The sequence below is a fragment of the Streptomyces formicae genome, from assembly GCF_002556545.1.
Lineage (GTDB): Bacteria > Actinomycetota > Actinomycetes > Streptomycetales > Streptomycetaceae > Streptomyces > Streptomyces formicae_A.
In genome coordinates, this window is the sequence record NZ_CP022685.1 from 1651538 (window position 1) to 1670015 (window position 18478).

18 protein-coding genes and 2 tRNA genes are annotated in these 18478 nt (G+C 72.6%); 6 read left to right on the forward strand and 14 right to left on the reverse strand.

The annotated features are described in order from the left end of the window. Positions 1–206: 206 nt before the first annotated feature. The 5 genes from KY5_RS06585 to KY5_RS06605 all read right to left on the reverse strand — a co-directional run bounded on the left by KY5_RS06585 (position 207) and on the right by KY5_RS06605 (position 6366). Positions 207–1619 carry a helix-turn-helix domain-containing protein gene (locus KY5_RS06585; RefSeq protein WP_098241322.1) on the reverse strand — a complete coding sequence of 471 codons (1413 nt, stop codon included), beginning with the start codon at positions 1617–1619 and terminating at the stop codon, positions 207–209. 129 nt (positions 1620–1748) lie between these two features. Continuing rightward, on the reverse strand, positions 1749–2315 hold the full coding sequence (locus tag KY5_RS06590; protein WP_098241323.1) for an HIT family protein: 567 nt from the start codon (positions 2313–2315) through the stop codon (positions 1749–1751). 113 nt (positions 2316–2428) lie between these two features. Continuing rightward, positions 2429–4411: a threonine--tRNA ligase gene (gene thrS, locus KY5_RS06595; protein WP_098241324.1), complete on the reverse strand. Its 1983-nt coding sequence runs from the start codon at positions 4409–4411 to the stop codon at positions 2429–2431. A 156-nt stretch (positions 4412–4567) separates the two neighbouring features. Beyond that, positions 4568–5797, reverse strand: coding sequence for a hypothetical protein (locus KY5_RS06600; RefSeq protein ID WP_098247093.1), 1230 nt, complete (start codon positions 5795–5797; stop codon positions 4568–4570). A 2-nt stretch (positions 5798–5799) separates the two neighbouring features. Next, the gene (locus tag KY5_RS06605) at positions 5800–6366 is read right to left on the reverse strand and encodes a DUF4365 domain-containing protein (RefSeq protein ID WP_098241325.1); all 567 of its coding nucleotides are present in this window, start codon (positions 6364–6366) and stop codon (positions 5800–5802) included. A gap of 166 nt (positions 6367–6532) precedes the next feature. Between KY5_RS06605 and KY5_RS06610 the strand changes: the two genes are divergently transcribed. Continuing rightward, positions 6533–7258, forward strand: a complete 726-nt coding sequence (locus KY5_RS06610) for a 3'-5' exonuclease (RefSeq protein WP_098241326.1) — start codon at positions 6533–6535, stop codon at positions 7256–7258. Between the two features lie 95 nt (positions 7259–7353). On the opposite strand, the gene KY5_RS06615 is transcribed toward KY5_RS06610, so the two are convergent. After that, positions 7354–7425 (reverse strand) — tRNA-Val (locus KY5_RS06615). 39 nt (positions 7426–7464) lie between these two features. Then, positions 7465–7911 (reverse strand): SRPBCC family protein, encoded by a 447-nt coding sequence (locus KY5_RS06620; RefSeq protein ID WP_098241327.1) that lies wholly within the window; start codon positions 7909–7911, stop codon positions 7465–7467. An 83-nt stretch (positions 7912–7994) separates the two neighbouring features. Here KY5_RS06620 and KY5_RS06625 point away from each other — a divergent pair, with 83 nt between their 5' ends. Beyond that, positions 7995–10385 (forward strand): SCO7613 C-terminal domain-containing membrane protein, encoded by a 2391-nt coding sequence (locus tag KY5_RS06625; RefSeq protein WP_098241328.1) that lies wholly within the window; start codon positions 7995–7997, stop codon positions 10383–10385. A 116-nt stretch (positions 10386–10501) separates the two neighbouring features. Here the strand turns inward: KY5_RS06625 and KY5_RS06630 are convergent. Both KY5_RS06630 and KY5_RS06635 read right to left on the reverse strand, forming a co-directional pair. Continuing rightward, a tRNA-Val gene (locus KY5_RS06630) sits at positions 10502–10573 on the reverse strand. 66 nt (positions 10574–10639) lie between these two features. Continuing rightward, positions 10640–11095, reverse strand: coding sequence for a TIGR02611 family protein (locus KY5_RS06635; RefSeq protein WP_098241329.1), 456 nt, complete (start codon positions 11093–11095; stop codon positions 10640–10642). A gap of 191 nt (positions 11096–11286) precedes the next feature. On the opposite strand from KY5_RS06635, the gene KY5_RS06640 reads away from it, so the two are divergent. Then, positions 11287–11700, forward strand: a complete 414-nt coding sequence (locus KY5_RS06640; RefSeq protein WP_003959770.1) for an SsgA family sporulation/cell division regulator — start codon at positions 11287–11289, stop codon at positions 11698–11700. Between the two features lie 277 nt (positions 11701–11977). Continuing rightward, the gene (locus tag KY5_RS06645) at positions 11978–12535 is read left to right on the forward strand and encodes a CGNR zinc finger domain-containing protein (protein WP_098241330.1); all 558 of its coding nucleotides are present in this window, start codon (positions 11978–11980) and stop codon (positions 12533–12535) included. Positions 12536–12557: 22 nt separating this feature from the next. Here the strand turns inward: KY5_RS06645 and KY5_RS06650 are convergent, their stop codons facing one another. Further along, positions 12558–12776: a hypothetical protein gene (locus KY5_RS06650; RefSeq protein ID WP_098241331.1), complete on the reverse strand. Its 219-nt coding sequence runs from the start codon at positions 12774–12776 to the stop codon at positions 12558–12560. 188 nt (positions 12777–12964) lie between these two features. Between KY5_RS06650 and KY5_RS06655 the strand changes: the two genes are divergently transcribed. After that, on the forward strand, positions 12965–14536 hold the full coding sequence (locus KY5_RS06655; protein WP_159072498.1) for a DUF4874 domain-containing protein: 1572 nt from the start codon (positions 12965–12967) through the stop codon (positions 14534–14536). A gap of 28 nt (positions 14537–14564) precedes the next feature. Here KY5_RS06655 and KY5_RS06660 read toward each other — a convergent pair whose 3' ends face one another. Beyond that, entirely contained in the window at positions 14565–15008 is a 444-nt protein-coding gene (locus KY5_RS06660; protein ID WP_098241333.1) for a hypothetical protein, read from the reverse strand. A 188-nt stretch (positions 15009–15196) separates the two neighbouring features. On the opposite strand from KY5_RS06660, the gene KY5_RS06665 reads away from it, so the two are divergent. Then, positions 15197–15709, forward strand: coding sequence for a DsbA family protein (locus KY5_RS06665; protein WP_098241334.1), 513 nt, complete (start codon positions 15197–15199; stop codon positions 15707–15709). Here the strand turns inward: KY5_RS06665 and KY5_RS06670 are convergent. From KY5_RS06670 to KY5_RS06680, 3 genes are read right to left on the reverse strand one after another with little or no spacing between them, the layout of a single operon-like run. Further along, on the reverse strand, positions 15706–16530 hold the full coding sequence (locus KY5_RS06670) for a GNAT family N-acetyltransferase (RefSeq protein ID WP_098241335.1): 825 nt from the start codon (positions 16528–16530) through the stop codon (positions 15706–15708). The two genes, KY5_RS06665 and KY5_RS06670, sit on opposite strands and share 4 nt — an antisense overlap. A gap of 53 nt (positions 16531–16583) precedes the next feature. Next, a complete protein-coding gene (locus tag KY5_RS06675) occupies positions 16584–17405 on the reverse strand; it encodes an aminotransferase class IV (RefSeq protein WP_098241336.1) in 822 nt (273 codons plus the stop codon). After that, entirely contained in the window at positions 17402–18427 is a 1026-nt protein-coding gene (locus KY5_RS06680; RefSeq protein ID WP_098241337.1) for a chorismate-binding protein, read from the reverse strand. The genes KY5_RS06675 and KY5_RS06680 overlap by 4 nt, the downstream gene beginning before the upstream one ends. Between the last annotated feature and the right edge of the window lie 51 nt (positions 18428–18478).

Here is an 18478-nt window from a genome sequence, read left to right on the forward strand (position 1 = left end):
GAGGTGTTGAGGCTCCGTCGGGCCAGGGGGGAGTACGTGTGCGTCAGGCCGTGCGGTCGTGCCCGCTGCTCCCGTTCCGGACTGGCGGTGACATGACACCCTCGTGGCAGGCGGAACCCTCACACCGGCCCGGGTCCCGGTCAATGGATTCCCGGCCTCCGGTTCGCCCTGTCAAGAACTGGCAAGCGCGGCACACGGGCACCGCCTCACTCCGACACGGCCCGCAGCCGCTCCCGGTACTCCCGTACCTCCGGCAGGTCGCCCCAGCGCCCCGCAAGCCTGCTGTGCAGTCCGCGCAACTCCACGGTGACCATGAACTCCCGCGCGCACACGGCCTCTTCGAGGACCGGCTGCGCCAGGGCGACCGCCGCGACGGGATCACCGGCGCACGCCCAGCTGTCCGCGAGGCGCAGCGTGAGCAGCAGGCGCGTGGTGTGCATCACCGGCGGCAGCAGCGCGTACGAACGGGCGGTGGCCTCGATCGCGCGCCGGGCCACCGCGCGGTCCTCCGTCACCACCGCGAGGTCGCGCAGCGCCCCGCCGACGGCCGATTCGAGCCGCAGCAGGCCCTCCGCGCCCGCGAGCCAGGGCGCTTCGAGGAGGTCCCGGTCGTCCAGCCTGGCGAACCTGCGCCGCGCGAGCGAGATGTGCCGGCGGCACGCGGCGGCGTCGTGGTTCAGCGCGTACGCGCGCGCCTGGTACAGGTCCGCCAGGGTCGTCATCCAGCGCCGCTTGGCGTCCACCGCCCCGATGGCCTCCGCGTACACGAGCATCGACGCGGCGTCCCCGTCGAGCCGGACGAGGGTCGACATGTCACTGAGGAGGGTCGCGCGGGCCTCGGCGTCCTGGGCGGCGTCGGCCCATCGCAGGCCGTGCCCGAACCAGGCCATGGCCACGCCGCTTTGCCCGCGCTCCATCCGCAGCCGCCCCGCGACCTGGGCGTACTGGGCGGCGAGCCGTAACTGGCCGTACGGCAGGCGGCCCGTGGAGTTGACCGCCTCGGCCCAGCGGGCCACTCCGCGCAGCAGCCGCTCCACGGTGGTCGCGCACGCGTCGTTGACGCGGACGAACGCCTCGCGGATCAGACAGGCCAGCGCCGCGGTCAGGCCGTGCAGCAGCTCCGCCTCCGCGCCGACGGGCTCGTCGGCGCGCTCGCGCGGCCCGGCCGGTCCGGTCAGCAGGTCCATCACCGAACTCCGGTCGGGGGTTTCGCAGCCCACCCTGCCGTGCAGCGGGCAGGCAAGGCCCTCGGCGGGCAGCCGCGCGGGCCACGGCTGCGTGGTCAGGAGGGCCTCTTCGCCGGGGGTGTCCGCGCCGGGGATCGGCGAGAACAGCGTGGGCGCCGTCAGGAGGGGCCCTGGCACGCGCACTGACGGTGGCGGCGAGGCGAGGGCGGCGGCGAGCCGTCCCCCGGTCTCCAGGACGGCGTCGAGCCGGTTCACCAGGTCGAAGGGCGGCTCCCGCAGCCCGCCCTCGAGCCTGCTGATGAAGCTGTGGTGGTACCCCACCCGCCTGCCGAGCTGCAGCTGGGTGAGTCCGGCCCGCCGACGGTGGAAGCGCAGCTGCCGCCCGAACTCCACCCACCCCGGGTCGGCCGCCTGTGACACGCCGCCGGACATGACCCCTCCCTGACCGTGCTCTCCCTGAGAGCAGGGTGGCAGGTGAGGTTGCCGCCTCCAACCCCCTTATCTGCCAGGGGGGTTGACGCTATGCAACAGGCCGTGCGGCCCGCTGTGCGACGACAGGGCCTAGCCCGCGAGCGCGGGCCAGGCGTCGGCGAGCATCTTGCGGGTGTCGGCGAGCAGCTGCGGCAGCACCTTGGTGTGCCCCACGACCGGCATGAAGTTGGTGTCGCCGCCCCAGCGCGGGACGACGTGCTGGTGCAGGTGCGCAGCGATGCCCGCGCCCGCCACGGTCCCCTGGTTCATGCCGATGTTGAAGCCGTGCGCGCCGGACGCGGTGCGCAGCGCCGTCATCGCCTGCTTGGTGAGCTCGGCGAGCTCGGCCGTCTCCGCGGCCGTCAGGTCCGTGTAGTCGGCGACGTGCCGGTAGGGCACGACCATCAGGTGGCCGCCGTTGTACGGGTAGAGGTTGAGCACCGCGTACACGTGCTCGCCGCGCGCGATCACCAGGCCGTCCTCGTCGGACTTGGCCGGGATGGAGCAGAAGGGGCAGCCGTCGTCGGCTCCTGGCCCCGTGGGCTTGTTCTCGCCCTGGATGTAGGCCATCCGGTGGGGCGTCCACAGGCGCTGGAACGCGTCCTGCGTACCCACTCCGATCTGCTGCTCCGGCTCACTCGTCATGAGGTGCAGCATATGACTTCATCCCTGCGGAGCGAGCCGCCGGGGCGGATGTGCGCGACTCCGCGACGGCACGAGGCCCCCGGGGAAACTCCCCCGGGGGCCTCGGACGGCCTCTCGGCGCGCGATCAGACCTGAGCGCGGTCCTCGACGGCCTTGGTGATCTTGGCGATCGCCTCGTCGACCGGGATGCCGTTCTCCTGCGAGCCGTCGCGGTAGCGGAAGGAGACGGCGCCGTTGGCCATGTCCTCGTCGCCCGCGATGACCATGAACGGGACCTTGGACTTCTGGGCGTTGCGGATCTTCTTCTGCATGCGGTCCGACGACGCGTCGACCTCGACGCGCAGCCCCTGCTCCTTCGCCTTGGCGGCGAACTCCTGGAGGTAGGGCACGTGCGCGTCACCGATCGGGATGCAGGTCGCCTGCACCGGGGCCAGCCACACCGGGAAGGCGCCCGCGTAGTGCTCGAGGAGCACCGCGAAGAACCGCTCGATGGAGCCGAAGAGCGCCCGGTGGATCATGACGGGCTGCTGCTTGCTGCCGTCGGACGCGGTGTACTCCAGGCCGAACCGCTTGGGCTGCTGGAAGTCGACCTGGATGGTCGACATCTGCCAGGAGCGGCCGATCGCGTCCTTGGCCTGGACGGAGATCTTCGGGCCGTAGTACGCGGCGCCGCCCGGGTCGGGCACCAGCGGCAGGTCCTGCTTGGCGGCCGCCTGGCGCAGCGCCTCGGTGGCCTCCTCCCACTCCGCGTCCTCGCCGATGAACTTGTCGGACTCGGGGTCGCGGGTGGAGAGCTCCAGCTCGAACTCGTTCAGGCCGTAGTCGCGCAGGAGGTCGAGGACGAAAGTGAGCAGCGAGTCGAGCTCGCCCGCCATCTGCTCCTTGGTGCAGTAGATGTGCGAGTCGTCCTGTGTGAAGCCGCGCGAGCGGGTCAGGCCGTGCACCACGCCGGACTTCTCGTAGCGGTAGACCGTGCCGAACTCGAAGAGCCGCAGCGGCAGTTCGCGGTAGGAGCGGCCGCGCGCCTTGAAGATCAGGTTGTGCATCGGGCAGTTCATCGCCTTGAGGCGGTAGTTCTGCTCGTCGAACTCGATGGCCGGGAACATCCCGTCCGAGTAGTTCGGCAGGTGGCCCGAGATCTCGAAGAGGCGCTCCTTGGAGATGTGCGGGGTGTTCACGAACTCGTAGTTCGTGTCCTCGTGCCGCTTGCGGGAGTAGGTCTCCATCTCCTTGCGGATCACGCCGCCCTTGGGGTGGAAGACCGCGAGGCCCGGACCCAGCTCCTCCGGGAAGGAGAAGAGGTCGAGCTCGGCACCGAGCTTGCGGTGGTCGCGCTTCTCGGCCTCCGCGAGGAACTCCAGGTGGGCCTTCAGCTCGTCCTTCGACGGCCACGCGGTGCCGTAGATGCGCTGGAGCTGCGGGTTCTTCTCGCTGCCTCGCCAGTAGGCGGCGGCGGAGCGCATCAGCTTGAACGCCGGGATGTTCCGGGTGGTGGGCAGATGGGGACCGCGGCAGAGGTCCTTCCAGCACAGCTCGCCGGTCTTGGCGTCGAGGTTGTCGTAGATCGTCAGCTCACCGGCGCCCACCTCGGCGTCGGCACCGTCGGCGGCCTGTGCGGCGTTGCCCTTGAGGCCGATCAGCTCCAGCTTGTACGGCTCGCCGGACAGCTCCTCGCGGGCGTCCTCGTCCGTGGTGACGCGGCGCGAGAACTTCTGGCCGCGCTTCTGGATCTCCTGCATCTTCTTCTCGACGCGCTTGAGATCCTCGGGCGTGAACGGCTCCGCGACGTCGAAGTCGTAGTAGAAGCCGTCGCGGATGGGCGGGCCGATGCCGAGCTTGGCCTCGGGGAAGAGCTCCTGCACGGCCTGCGCCATGACGTGCGCGGTGGAGTGGCGCAGGATGTTCAGGCCGTCCTCGGAGGAGATCTCGACGGGCTCGATCTCCTCGCCGTCGGCCACGGCGTACGCGAGGTCCTTCAGCTCACCGGCCACGCGCGCGGCGACGATGGTGCGCTCACCGGCGAAGAGCTCGGCCGCCGTAGTGCCCGTCGTCACCACGCGCTCTTCCCGCTCGGAATCGCGTTGGATGATCACACGGACGTCTGACACCGGTCTCTCCTAGCTGAAGGGGGGTGCGGCGCTTCCTGATGCGCACGCACTAGGGATCGTACCGAGCCGGAGGGGCCCGCCGCGAAACGGATGTCCCGCGCCCACCGGAAGCACCCCCTCCGACCGGGCGCCCCTCAGGACCGCGCCCCGCTCCCCTCAGTCCGTGCCGCACGCCTCCTCGAAGAAGTCGAGGTTCTCCTGGAGCGACTTCATGAGCCGGTCCCGCTCCGCCTCGTCCACCTGCACCGGCACCACGCCGGTCGCCCCGGTGAGCCTGCGGAACCCGCCCCGGCTCTCCAGCCGCCCGTGCACCCGGATCGGCAGCCCCACCAGGTGTGCGTGGCCCGCTATGCGGTACGCCTCCTCGTCCAGCGTCATCCGTACGTGGGGGACCTCCGCGCCCGCGATGACCCGGATCCGCACCGTGCCGTCACCGCGCGGCGCGGCACGCCGCATCCGCACCACGGCCCCGGTGATCCGCACCGGCACCGACGGCTCGTCGCGCAGGTACCGGGCGCCCGCCTCACGCAGCACGGCCAGGTCGCCCGGCGAGAACTCCACGGGCTCGGCCGGTGCCGCGCACCCCTCGGGCACCCCGGCGCCCGGCGCCCACTCCACCGCGATCCGCGCTCCCTCGGTGCCCCGCACCAGCGCCACGATCGCCTCGGTCAGCTCGTGGCTGACCCCCGCCTCGACCGCTCCGTCGAAGGCGTCCATGCCACCGGTCGCGCGCTGGTAGTCGACGGCTTCCCGCGCGGCGTACAGCGCCTGGTGCAGGCGGACCGCGAGCGGCCGCCCGGTCAGGACGGGCACGAACGCGGTGAGCCGGCGACCGCCCACCGCGGGCCCCACCAGGACGTGGTCCAGGGACGCGGCGGCGGGGCCCCGGTGCCGCGCCCCGTAGTACCCGGCGCGGCCGCGCGCGGCGAGCGCCCCCGCGAGCAGCATCTGCCGTGCGGCGGAGCGCAGTTGCTCCTCCATCGGCCAGGTCGCGGCGCCCGCGGGCCCGGCCGGGACGTCGCGCCACCAGCGGATCTCGTCGCTGGGCACGGCGAGCCCGACGAGCACGTCGCGCGCGGCGGGCGAGGCGCTGCGGGTCAGCGCGACGAGTGCCTCGGCGATCAGGTCCTCGCAGTCGGGGAAGGCCCTGCTCTCCGGCACGAGCAGGCTGATGCCGCCGCCCCCGGGTCCCGGCGGCGTCCACCGGGCGTAGCGTCCCGCGGCTCCCCCGCGCCGCTGCCAGCCGTGCCGGAGCAGCAGCGCGCCGAGCACGGCGGGGTCGACGTGGGCGGGCTCGGGCGGGTCCGTCCAGGGGCCCGCGACGGGCGCGGGGTGCGGGCGGACGGGAAGTACCGGCTCGTCGGAGCCGAAGGGGCGGTGCGTCACGGTCACGGTCTCCCTCCCGTACCGACCCGCGTCATGATCTCGCAGAGGGCGCGGTCGTCGAAGATCCGCGAGGTCGGTACGCGCACGGTGGTCCTGCGCCTGCCGGTCACGGGGTGCCCGGCGAGATTGGTCCAGTAGCAGCAGTGCCGCAGGTCGAGCCTGTCGTGCCCGGCCCGCAGCCAGTCGTCCCGCGACCGGGGCACGAGCATCACGACCAGGATCTTGTGCACCGAGACCGGGGTGCGGGCGAGCTTCTCCAGATGCGCGTTGTCGAGCGTGAAGGAGAAGGCGGGGCCCGCCGGACGGGGCGGTATCTGGTACGTGCACTTGAGCTGGACCTTGATGGTGACTTCGTCGTCGACCGTGTGCCCGGGGGCGCTGTGGCTGACGTGCCAGTCGATGCCGTTGTCCGGAAAGGGCTGGGAGAGCGAGCACCCCGCCGCGGCGGCGACGGCGTGCAGATAGCCCACCTGGAGCGTCTCCATGCAGGCGGTGGTGGCGAGTGTGCCGCGCGGCGGTGCGATCCGCTCGGGCAGCAGCCCACCCTGTTCGGGCTGCGCGAGCGCCATGTCCAACAAGCCTTCCGAACCCGGTAGTTCCCCGCTCGGGCCGTCGATGTCAAGGCCCCGTACCTCTGTTGTCTCCGGGCCGCGTACAGCGCAAACGGCCCGGGTATCACCAGCGTGGGCGGGGACTGACGTCATCTGCCGGACATGAACGAGGAGTTGCGTCACCATGACGTGCTGGTACGAGGGGCCCTTGGCCGCATTCGACACGGAGACCACGGGCGTCGACGTCGAGACCGACCGGATCGTGTCGGCCGCCGTCGTCGTCCAGCAGGGCGCGGGCACCCGTCCGCGCATCACTCGCTGGCTGGTGAATCCGGGCGTTCCCGTGCCCGAAGGAGCCACGGCCATCCACGGACTGACGGAGGAACACCTCCAGCGCAACGGCCGCTGGCCCGCGCCCGTGATGGAGGAGATAGCCAGGGATCTGGCCGAGCAGGGCGCGGCGGGACGGCCGATCGTGGTGATGAACGCGCCGTTCGACCTGACCATCCTGGACCGGGAGTTGCGCAGGCACCGCGCCTCGTCCCTGGGTCGCTACATGGAGGGCTCGCCGCTCTGCGTGGTCGACCCCCGGGTCCTCGACAAACACCTGGACCGCTACCGCAAGGGCCGCCGCACGCTCACGGACCTGTGCGCGCACTACGCGGTGGAGCTCTCCGACGCGCACGACGCGGCGGCGGACGCGCAGGCCGCCCTCGATGTCGTACGCGCGGTGGGGCGGCGTTTCGCCTCCCGCCTCGAACGGCTCTCACCGGCCGAACTGCACTCGCTGCAAGCGGTCTGGCACGCGGCCCAGGCGCGCGGCCTACAGGCGTGGTTCGCCAAGAGCGGCACACCCGAAGCGGTGGATCCGGCCTGGCCGCTGCGGCCCGAACTGCCCGCGGCGGCGTGAGCGCGGGGCCACGCGCATCGATCGGAAACCCGTCGGCGAACCGATCGGGGCAAGAAAAAACCGGTCCGTCTGCTGACGGACCGGCATCCTCCGGGTGGGCGATACTGGGTTCGAACCAGTGACCTCTTCGGTGTGAACGAAGCGCTCTCCCACTGAGCTAATCGCCCGGGAACGCACTGAACAATACAGGTCCGATCGCCGTTCCTTCAAACCGCTGCCAGGTACGCCGTCAGACCTCGCCGCCCCGCCCTCATCATCAGCGCGTGATTGAGCAGGAACACGGGTCTGCCGGGGACGGCGAGGCGCCGCATCAACGGCCGACGCACCTCGACCTTCTGGTCGTAGACGGCCCGCGTCCCGCCGGACCCCGCCGCGACCGTCCAGCGCGCCCAGCCCTCCAGGTCTCCGCTCATGGCGATCTCGAGCACCCCGGCCGCCGGGTCGCGGCGCCGCTCCCGCGCGGTGACGACCAAGTCGTACGGCAGGAAGGAGCGGAAGCGCGCGATGCCGCTGTGGTCGTCGACCGGCGTCACCTCCCGCACCTGCGGCCACCACCGCGGATACTCCTCGACCCGTTCGAGGACGGCATAGACGTCCTCGGGCGCGCGGGGCAGATCCCAGACGCTGCGGAAGCGGTAGCGGCACCAGTCCATGACGGCAGTCTGCCCGGATCTGAGTACGTCCTGAGTATCCGCGCCGATGCCGAGCGGCGTGGCGCGGACCACACTCACCTGACATGACGAACCTTCCGCCACCCGCCGAGGAGCTCCGCGTCCTCGACTGGGAGTTGCGCCAACTGGAGGCGCGCAGGACGCAGTTGCTGCAGCGCCGGGCCTGGCTGCTCGGTGCCCTGCGCGCGGCGGGCCCGGCCGGGCAACCCCCTCACCCGGCCGGCCCGCCCGCATCAGAGGCCACCCCGCCGAGCGTGCAGAACGTGCTGCTCGCCCTCGGCGGCGTGCTCCTGACCATCGCCGCGATCGCCTTCACGGTGGTCAGCTGGGGTCACTTGGGCATCGGCGGCCGCAGCGCGGTGCTCGGCGCGGTCACCCTCGCCGCGCTCGGCGTGCCCGCGGTGCTGCTGCGCAGGAAGCTCCGCTCGACGGCCGAGACGGTGGCGGCCCTCGGCATGGCCCTGACCGTCCTCGACGCGTACGCGCTGCGCCATCTGGCGCTGTCCGACGTGGACGCCCTCGGCTTCGCGGCGGTGACGTCCGCACTGCTCGCCGCGGTCTGGGCGGGGTACGGGCTGCTCCTCGGCGGGCTGCGCCTGCCGCTGCCGACCGCCGTGGCCACGGCCCAACTCCCGCTGATCCTCTGGGCGGGGGCCGCGGGCGCGGGCGCGCACACGATGACGGCGGCGCTCCTGGTGACGGCCGCCTTCGACACCGCGCTCGCGCTGTGGGTGTCCGCCAGGCCGGTCCGCGTCACCGCCTCGGTCGGCGCCTGCGCGCTCGGGCTGTGGGGCGCGGCGAGCGCGGGCTGGCTGTCCGCGCAGGCCACGGACCCGGCGGGGGCGGCGCGCGCGGGCGCCCTGCTGCTGTTCGCCGCGTCGATCGCCCTGGTGGCGGCGTGGCGCTCGGCCCGCGCCGAGGTCGCGACCGGCGCCGCGTGCGCTGCCGGTCTGCTCGTGGTGGCCGCGTCCGGCGGGGTGCTGCGGACGGCGCTGCCCGCCGCGTGGACGGTACCGGCCCATCTGGCGTGCGGCATCGCGCTGTTGGCGGTCCTGCGCACCGCTCTTCCGTGGACCTTGCGGCGCGGCGTCGCCGGGGCGTCGGCCGCGGTGCAGGCGCTCGCGGCGCTGTGGGCGCTGCCCGTGGCCGCCCTCGCGCTGCTCGGCCCCCTCGGCTGGGCCACCAGGGCCTGGTCGGGCACGCCTTCGGACGCCAGGGACGCCCTGCTCGTCGAGCTCCCCACGGCCCACCCGCTCCTCGCCCCGCTGGTGCTCGCCTCCGTCGCCGCAGTGTGCGCGGTCGCGGCGGGCCGGATCGGCGGCGCGGGGCAGCGCGCGGCCGGGTACGGCGCGGGGGCCCTCGCCTGGTCCGCCGCGCTCGCGCTGCCGCCCGCCCTGGCCCTTCCGTACGCGGCGGGAGTGGTCGCCCACCTCGCGCTGACGGCGGTCGCGCTGATCCTCGCCGTGCGCGCGACATCGGCCGTCACGGCGCTGACCGCGTCGGCTCTGGCCCTCGCGTCCTCGGTGAGCGTCGCGTTCCTCTCCCTGGCCACCACCGCCGCGACCCTCGGCACGCTCGCCTTCCTGACGGCGGCGTTCCTCGCCGCCTGCGTGGGCCTGGCGCGGCGCGCGGAGCCCGCCCCCGGCGCCGCGGCCCTCGCCGTCTGCGCGACCCTCGCCCACGCCACGGCGCTAGCCTGCGCCGTGGGCGCCTCCTGGGGACTGCGCCCGGAACACACCGGCCTGCTGGCCCTCGCCGTGCCCGCCCTCGCGGCGCTCGTCGCGGCCCGCATGGGCCGCCATCCGCTCACCCTGCCCGTCGAGATCATGGCGGCCGCTTCGGGCGCGCTCGCCATCAGCCTCACCGCGCCGCACGCCCCGACCCTGGCGCTGGCCCTCGGGCTCGGCGGGCTCATCGCGTCGGGCACGGCCCTGCGCGCCGACCGCCGCCCCGTCGGATACGCGGCCGCGGCCCTGCTGGTCCTGGCGAGCTGGGTCCGCCTCGCCTCCTGGGACGTGCTGACACCGGAGGCGTACGCCCTGCCCGTCACCGTCCCCGCGCTGCTCATCGGCGCTCTGCGGCGGCGCCGCGACCCGGAGCTCTCCTCCTGGGCCGCGTACGGTCCCGGGCTCGCCGCGACGCTGCTGCCGAGCCTCGCCGCGGCGTGGGGCGATCCGCACTGGCAGCGCCCGCTGCTGCTCGGCCTCGCGGCGCTCGCGGTCACGCTCGTCGGCGCCCGGCACCGGCTGCGGGCACCGCTGGTCATCGGCGGCGCGGTCCTCGCGCTCGACGCGCTGCACGAACTGGCGCCGTACCTCGTCCAGGCCGTGGGCGTCCTGCCGCGCTGGCTGCCGCCCGCCCTCGCGGGGCTGCTCCTGCTCGCGCTCGGCGCCACCTATGAGCAACGCCTGCGCGACGCACGCCGGTTCCGGAATGTACTGAACCGAATGCACTGAACGCGCAAGACGACTTCGCGCGGGGCCGCGTATGTGGACCCGTCAATTCCCTTGAAAGGCGGGGGAATACGAGAACGGCCCGGAGGCTCTAAGAGCCTCCGGGCCGTAATCCGGGGTGGGCGATACTGGGTTCGAACCAGTGACCTCTTCGGTGTGAACGAAGCGCTCTCCCACTGAGCTAATCGCCCCGGGCGCATGGAGAACATTACCGCATGTCAGCGGGTGCCTCCGACCGCCTCGGAGTCACCCCCGGGTCACTCCTTGATCTTCCACGGCATGGTGATGCCGAACTTCCACACGTAGACGCCGACGAGCACCGCGATGATGACGAGGCCGATCGTCGTCAGGATGATGTTGCGGCGGCGCACCTTGGGGTCGAGCGCGCGCTGCGCGGCCTCGGTGACCTTGCGCTTGGTCCAGCGGAGCACCAGCTGGGCCCAGACGAACTCGGTCGCCCAGATCGCCATTCCGCCGAAGATCACGAGCCAGCCGGGGCCCGGCAGCGGCAGCATGATGATGCCCGCGACGACCACCGCGAGACCCACGATGAAGACGCCGACCTGCCAGCTGAGGTGCAGCACCCTGCGTGACTGGATGTACTGCGGCGCCCGCGATCCGAGCGGTTGCTCGGCCTTCGCGTCCAACTGCTCGCCCACTGACGCGACGGTCGGTTCCGCGACCCTCGCAGGCTCGTTACTCCCCGTATTCATGCAGCCAAACCTTACCGGACGGAAACCCGTCACCGGAATGGGTGCACACGCGGAGGGGACAACCCGCCATACGAGCTACCTAAAGACACGCAAAACCCTCAGAGGGGTTTACAACGGCACCGTAGGTGGCATGTCGATTTCGCCGACGTGCGAATCCCCGAGCGCACACTGAGCGAAAGGCCCTGGCGCTTATGAACACCACGGTCAGCTGCGAGCTGCACCTGCGCCTCGTTGTGTCGAGCGAGTCCTCACTGCCTGTACCCGCAGGACTGCGGTATGACACGGCCGATCCCTATGCCGTGCACGCCACCTTCCACACCGGAGCCGAGGAAACCGTCGAGTGGGTGTTCGCCCGCGACCTCCTCGCCGAGGGCCTGCACCGGCCCACCGGTACCGGCGACGTCCGAGTCTGGCCGTCCCGGAGCCACGGTCAGGGCGTCGTCTGCATCGCCCTGAGCTCTCCGGAGGGCGAGGCTCTGCTCGAGGCCCCGGCGCGGGCCCTGGAGTCCTTCCTGAAGCGAACCGACGCGGCAGTGCCGCCCGGTACCGAACACCGTCACTTCGACCTCGACACGGAGCTCTCGCACATCCTGGCCGAAAGCTAGCGCCAGGCGCTGTCGGGAGCCGCTCGACGCCGTCCGACTCGGGGCGACGGCGCACGGGCGTGCGACGCGACACAACGACAGAAGGCGAACAGAGCAGGCACCGGCGCCGTCGCCGCGGATCCCTTCCGCGACGACGGCGCCGGTGCGTCGCGTCCCTGCACCTCCTGACCCCGCGCGTCCGACCCGGTGCCTCCTGACCCGGTGCGTCCCGAGAAGAAGCCGCTAGCATCGGCCAGCACCGGCGGGCGCGCGCCCGCCCCTGGCCAGGGAGCGAATCGTGCTGATCACCCATGACACCCGGTGCTCGCTGGACGCCGTGGTCGATCTGGTGAACACCGCACCGGAGGAGGACGGCGCCGACGGACTCGCCCACGTGGCAGCGCTGAGCGACTTCGTACGAACCCACAACGTGAGCGACGTCGGGGTGCTCTCGGAGCGTGACCTCGCCGACGTGCGCCAGGTGCGGGCCCGGTTCGCCGAGGTCTTCGCGGACCCCGAGCCGCGGGCCGCCGCCGCGACCATCAACGAGCTGATCGCGGCCGCGGGCACCACTCCCCGGCTCACCGACCACGACGGCTACGACTGGCACGTCCACTACTTCGCGCCCGGCGCCTCCGTCGCCGACCACCTGGCGGCCGACTGCGGGATGGCGCTCGCCTTCTTCGTGGTCGCCGGGGAGCAGGACCGGCTGCGGCGCTGCGAGGCGCCCGACTGCCGGCGCGCCTTCGTCGACCTCTCCCGCAACCGGTCCCGGCGCTACTGCGACAGCCGCACCTGCGGAAACCGTCTGCACGTCGCCGCCTACCGGGCCCGCCGCAAGGAAGCCGCGGGCTAGCCGCGCCGGGCCGCTCCGGCGGCTACAGCAACAGCAGGTCGTGCAGCGAAGCCATCAGGATCAGCGTGCCGATCACCGCCAGAAAGATCATCAAAGGTGGTTGGGAGAGGGCGAAGAGACAGCCCTGCCGCTCTTCGTCGGTGGCCCGCCACTCTTCGTCGGTGACTCGTCGCTCATGTGCCGAAGCCGATCGCCGTCCGTCGTCCGGCGGGGCGGCATCGCCCTGTGTGGTGTCCAGCATCTCGCGGTGATGATGACGCAGGTGCCGCGTCCCCGCTGACCAACACGCCCGGACCGGACAGGAGTTCGCCCCAACCCGTGAACGGGCGAAAGTCCAGCGTCCGGTGCGTTCCGTCCATGGCCGGGGACCCTCGACCCTCGCGAGACTCCCCGACATCGCCCGCACCCGAACGAGGGAGCCCCATGTCCATGGAACGCAGACGGCTGTTGACGACCGCGCTCGGCACCGCCGCCGTGGCGGCCGTGCCGCTCGGTCCCGCCGCGGCCGCTCGGGCCGCCTCGACCGCTTCGGCCGCCACGCGGACCGCGGGCCCCTGGACGACCGTCCGGCACCGCGGCATCCGCCCGGACGATCCGGAAGGGCGCGCCCCACTGGCCAACCCCCGCCGGGGCTTTCGCTACGAGATGTCGTACAACGCCCTTGACCTGACGAGCCCTTGGCCGAACGAGCAGGACCACTCCCCCGACGTCACCAGGACGCTCGACCTCCTGGAGCGCGAGTACGGCACGGGCGCGAACCTGACCCAGCTCTACTTCTACCTCTGGGACTTCGCCACCTCCGAGATCCCCCAGAGCGCGCTCGACAACATCGAGCGCGTCCTGCGGGGACTGCGGAGCAAGGGGTACGCGGCGGTCCTGCGTTTCGTGTACGACGATGGGGTGCGCGAGAACCGGCGCTACACCGTGCGGGACATCCAGCGCCACATAGGGCAGTTGGCGCCCCTGGTCGCGCGCCACAGCGACGTCGTCGCGGTCTGGCAGGCGGGCTTCCTCGGCACCTGGGGCGAGTGGCACGGGAGCCACTACGGGCACGAGACCTACCCCGACGCCGTGACCGCCATCATGACGACACTGGTCGAGGCGCTGCCGCCGGGCATGCACACCCAGGTCAGATACGCCGAGAAGCGCGACATGATCACCAACAGGGCGATCCTGGACCGGGTCGGCTTCCACAACGACTACGTGACCCTGGGCGAGGGCCTGTGGGACTACTACGTCCCCGACAACCCCGGCTGGCCGCGCTACCTCCAGGTCTCGCAGGCCGGGATGATGGACGGCGAGATGCCCTGGGACAAGGGGCAGAGCGCCGACCCCTACGCGTGGAGCACCGTGATCCCCGGGATCGCCGCCGCGCGCCGGCTCCAGACTCTCCGCTTCGACAGCCTCTCCCTGGTGCACAACGCCACGGTGACCCTTCCCGGCTGGAAGGCGGCCGAGCTGACCGAGCGGCAGGTGACGGAGGCTCAACTACCGCTCTCCGACGGGTACTTCCGCGGCCGGGCGGGGCGTCCCGTGGCCCGCACCCAGTTCGAGTACCTGCGCGATCACCTCGGCTACCGGCTGGAGGTGCGGGAGGCACGGCACGACGTGTCGGCGCTGCGGCGGAGCGGGCGGCTGCCGGTGGAGGTGGACGTGGTCAACCGCGGGTTCGCCGCGCCGAAGCACCCCCGTCCCGTACGTCTGGTGCTGCTCGACGCCGCGGGGCGGACGGTGGCCTCGGCCGACACGGGTGCCGACTGGCGCGCGTGGCAGCCGCAGGGGCGATCCGAGACCGGCGACGACCACGCGGCGCCCGCCGTCACCACCGTGCGCGGGGAACTCGACGTGCCGAAGGGGGCGCGGGGCCCGCACCGCATCGGTCTCGCCCTGCCCGATCCCGCCTTCCCCGGGCGCGGGCGTGCCGTGCGGTGCGCGAACGCCTCGGTGGCCTGGGTCGACGGGGTGAACGTGCTGACCCAGGTGCGCCTCGGCGGGCGCTGAGCCACGACGGGCCCGCCCGGCGGCGCGCTCAGATGCCGTGCTTCTTGAGGATCGCCTCGATGTCGCTGAAGTCCTCCCCGGCCGAGGCGGCCTTCGGCTTGGCCGCGGGCTTGGCGGCCGGGCGGGCCGCGCCGCCGAGCGAGGGCGCGGACGCGGCGGGCGCCACCGCCTCGCGCTGGGCGGCCTTCGCGGCCTTGCGCTCCTTGCGGGTGCCTCCCGTGCGGCGCTCGATCGCGCGGGTCGTCATGAAGCCCAGCCAGGCCACACCGAGCACGCCGAAGCCCACCCACGCCTTCAGGCTGAACGCGGTGTCGGCCGCCCACCCCACGACTCCCGTGAGCACCAGACCCACCGGGACCAGGGAGTACGCGGCGAGCCTCGCCGCGGACAGGAAGCGCTTGCGGTAGGCCGTGACCGCGGCGATGCCCAGCCCGGCCGCGGACACGGCGGAACAGACGGTCTCGGCAATCATCCGGTCCTCCAGGCATACAGGCGTACGTAGGGATATGACGCTGTCGTCCCTTCCATCCTGCACCGAGTGGCCACCGCGGAGCCACGTCCGGGGCGGACCTGGGGGACATCTCCGGGTCATTTCCGGGTCGGGTCTCCTCCGCAGGTCCCGGTTGGGCGCCTCGCGCGCGGGCTGGAAGACTGGACCCCATGAGCGACTCCTCCCCCGCGCGCCCCGTCGTCATCGACGTCTGGTGCGAGCTGCAGTGCCCCGACTGCCGTACCGCCCTCGACGACGTGCGCGCCCTGCGCGCCCGCTACGGCGACCGCGTCGATCTGCGCCTGCGGCACTTCCCCCTCGAGAAGCACAAGCACTCCTTCGCCGCCGCGCAGGCCGCCGAGGAAGCTCTTGAGCAGGGGAAGGGCTGGCCGTTCGTCGAGGCGGTGCTCGACCGGGTCGAGGAGCTGGACCGGGCGGGCGAACCGCTCCTGGTCGACGTCGCCCGCGAACTGGGCCTGGACGCCGAGGAGTTGGACACCGCCCTGGTCGACGGCAGGCACATCCTGATCGTCGACGCCGACCAGGCCGAGGGCAAGGCGATCGGCGTCACCGGCACCCCGACGTACGTCGTCGACGGCGAGCGCCTCGACGGCGGCAAGAGCCAGGAGGGGCTGCGCGAGCGCGTCGAGGAGATCACCGACCGGCTGCTCGGCGACGCCTAGAGCAGGTGCTTGTAGAGGTAGTACGAGGTCGGCTCGTAACCGAGTGACTCGTACAGGCGCAGGGCCGGGGTGTTGCCCGCGAAGACGTTGAGACCGAGGCGGCTGTGGCCCTCCGCACGGGCCTGGGCCTCGGCGCACAGCATCAGGGAGCGCCCGTGGCCCCGGCCCCGGTGCTCCTGTTCGACCTCGACCTTGAAGACGAACGCGTCCGCACCCATCGTGCCGAGCCACAGGGTGCCCACCCTGACGCCCCGGTCGGTGAGGACGCTCAGCCAGGTGTCCTGGGACGCGAAACCGTCGGGGAGGAAGCGCGCGTGGTCGGCGACGGCCTTCTCCCGTGCCGCCGCCTCGGGCACACCGCGCTCGACCCAACTGCGCGCATAACCCTCCTTGTGGTGCGCGAACCACGGCCCGTACTCGTCCTCGGACATCGGCCGCCACGCCACCCCGTCGGGCAGCACGGGCGCGTCGCCGGTCAGCGACTTCGCCATCTGGCGGCTGCGCTCGACGTATCCGAGGGCCGTGGCGAGGCGCAGCGCGCCCGTGGCCGCGGCGGGGACGGTCGCCTCGACGCGCCGGCAGCCCCAGCCGCGCGCCACCTCCTCGGCGGCGAGCGCGGCGACGGTGGCACGCCCGCGCCCGCGGTCGGGCTCGTCGATGCGCAGGTCCTTGACCTGGCAGACCTCGGGCCCGAACACCGGATCGGTGGCCAGTGCTATCGAGCCCACGGGACGGCTGTTCACACAGACGTCGTACGTGCGCGATCGTGCGCCGTCGGCGCCTTGCTTGAGCGGCGCTGTGGGCCGCAGGGTCGTGGTCATCACAGAGGTTCTACCCGCCCCGCGACCCGGTCGTCACCGGGAATTCGACCGGTTCACGGATCCAGGTCGTCCGCGGCCCGCTCGGCGAAGACGCGCATCGCCTTGGCGGTCACCGGGCCCGGGGCGCCGGGCAGTTGGCGCCCGTCCACGCGGTGCACGCCCTGCACGTCGCGCAGTGTCGAGGTCAGGAAGACCTCGTCGGCGCGGGCCAGGACGTCCAGCGGCAGCTCGGTCTCGCGCGCGCCCGTCCACCGGACGGCCAGCTCGCGGGTGATGCCCGCCAGACACCCCGAGGCGAGCGGCGGGGTGTGGATCTCGCCGTCGAGGACGACGAAGACGTTGGTGCCCGTGCCCTCGCACAGCTGCCCGACGGTGTTACCGAACAGCGCCTCGGAGGCGCCCTGTTCGTGGGCGCGGGCGAGAGCGACGACGTTCTCCGCGTACGACGTGGTCTTCAGCCCGGTCAGCGCGCCGCGTTCGTTGCGGGCCCACGGCACGGTGATCACCGCGGTGGACGCGGCGGGCTCGGCGGCCTCGGCGAGGGCCACGACGAGCGTGGTCCCCTGGTCGCCCCGGTCCGAACCGAGCGGCGAGATGCCTCCCGTGTAGGTGATCCGCAACCGGCCGAGCGCCAGCGGGTTGGCCTCCAGGACGGCGGCGCAGGCGCGGCGCACCTCGTCGAGGTCCGGCTCCGGCAGACCGAGGCCGCGCGCGGAACCGGCGAGCCTGGTCAGGTGCCTGGTCAGCGCGAAAGGCCGCCCCGCCACGGACTTCACCGTCTCGAAGACGCCGTCGCCCACCGTGAGCCCGTGGTCGAGCACGGAGACGCGGGCGTCGTCGATGTCCTGCAGCCCGTCATTGAGCCAGATCTTCACGTCGGGGTCCCTCCACTCGCTTCGTACGCGCCCGACGCTACCGCCAGGAGCCGCTCCGCCTTCAGCTCGGTCTCCCGCCACTCCCCCTCGGGGTCCGAGCCCCAGGTGATCCCGGCGCCGGTGCCGAAGCGCAGGACGCCCTCGTCGCGGTCGATCCAGAAGGTGCGGATGCCGACCGCCAGCTCCCCGGTACCCCGATCGGCGTCGACCCAGCCGATGCCGCCGCAGTAGGGGCCGCGCGGCGCCGTCTCCAGCTCGTCGATGATCCGCAGGGCGCTGGACTTCGGGGCGCCGGTGACGGAACCGGGCGGGAACGTGGCGTCGAACAGCTCGGGCCAGCCCGCGCCCGCCCTCAGCTCGCCGTGGACGGTGGAGACGAGATGGACGAGCCCGGGGTGCTTCTCGACCACGCAGAGGTCGGGGACGGTCACCGAACCCGTGGCGCAGACCCGCCCCAGGTCGTTGCGGACCAGGTCCACGATCATGACGTTCTCCGCGTAGTCCTTCTCCAGGAGATCCGCCTCGGTACGTCCGGTGCCCTTGATCGGCCCGGACTCCACGGACCGTCCCGCGCGGCGCAGGAACAGCTCGGGGGACGCGGTGGCTATCTCCACGCCGTGCTCCGGCAGCCGGATCGTTCCCGCGTACGGAGCGGGGTTCCCGCGTGCGAGGAGGGCGGTCAGGGCGTCCACGTCGGCGTCGGGGGCCACCGGCGCCGAGAGGACCCGGCAGAGGTTCGCCTGATAGACCTCACCGGCCGCGATGTACGCCCGTATCCGCCGCACGCCCTCCGTGTACGCCGCGCGGTCCAGGGACGACGTCCAGTCACCGGCCGCGGGGCCGTGCCAGGCCCCGGGGACCGGCGCGGGCACGGACTCCCCGCGCACGTCGGCGAAGCGCGCGCAGACCAGGCCCCCCTCGAAATCCGCGGACACCGCCCAGAAGCCGGTGGAGTCCAGGGCCGCGGGGTCGCTGGTCACATCGCGCAGACCGGTGGCCACGAGGGGGCCGAAGCGCGCCATGGGAGGGAGCGTCGAAGACGATGTCAGAGGGGGGCTGTGCACGGCTGCGAG

Excerpts from the sequence above, each read along its gene's own strand:
- KY5_RS06665 (WP_098241334.1), top strand. The coding sequence starts at position 15,197 with ATGAGCGACTCCTCCCCCGCGCGCCCCGTCGTCATCGACGTCTGGTGC.
- KY5_RS06610 (WP_098241326.1), top strand. The coding sequence starts at position 6,533 with ATGACGTGCTGGTACGAGGGGCCCTTGGCCGCATTCGACACGGAGACC.
- KY5_RS06655 (WP_159072498.1), top strand. The coding sequence starts at position 12,965 with ATGGAACGCAGACGGCTGTTGACGACCGCGCTCGGCACCGCCGCCGTG.
- KY5_RS06640 (WP_003959770.1), top strand. The coding sequence starts at position 11,287 with ATGAACACCACGGTCAGCTGCGAGCTGCACCTGCGCCTCGTTGTGTCG.
- KY5_RS06650 (WP_098241331.1), bottom strand. The coding sequence starts at position 12,776 with ATGCTGGACACCACACAGGGCGATGCCGCCCCGCCGGACGACGGACGG.
- KY5_RS06605 (WP_098241325.1), bottom strand. The coding sequence starts at position 6,366 with ATGGCGCTCGCGCAGCCCGAACAGGGTGGGCTGCTGCCCGAGCGGATC.
- KY5_RS06635 (WP_098241329.1), bottom strand. The coding sequence starts at position 11,095 with ATGAATACGGGGAGTAACGAGCCTGCGAGGGTCGCGGAACCGACCGTC.
- KY5_RS06585 (WP_098241322.1), bottom strand. The coding sequence starts at position 1,619 with ATGTCCGGCGGCGTGTCACAGGCGGCCGACCCGGGGTGGGTGGAGTTC.
- KY5_RS06660 (WP_098241333.1), bottom strand. The coding sequence starts at position 15,008 with ATGATTGCCGAGACCGTCTGTTCCGCCGTGTCCGCGGCCGGGCTGGGC.
- KY5_RS06680 (WP_098241337.1), bottom strand. The coding sequence starts at position 18,427 with ATGGCGCGCTTCGGCCCCCTCGTGGCCACCGGTCTGCGCGATGTGACC.
- KY5_RS06620 (WP_098241327.1), bottom strand. The coding sequence starts at position 7,911 with ATGGACTGGTGCCGCTACCGCTTCCGCAGCGTCTGGGATCTGCCCCGC.
- KY5_RS06590 (WP_098241323.1), bottom strand. The coding sequence starts at position 2,315 with ATGCTGCACCTCATGACGAGTGAGCCGGAGCAGCAGATCGGAGTGGGT.
- KY5_RS06625 (WP_098241328.1), top strand. The coding sequence starts at position 7,995 with ATGACGAACCTTCCGCCACCCGCCGAGGAGCTCCGCGTCCTCGACTGG.
- KY5_RS06670 (WP_098241335.1), bottom strand. The coding sequence starts at position 16,530 with ATGACCACGACCCTGCGGCCCACAGCGCCGCTCAAGCAAGGCGCCGAC.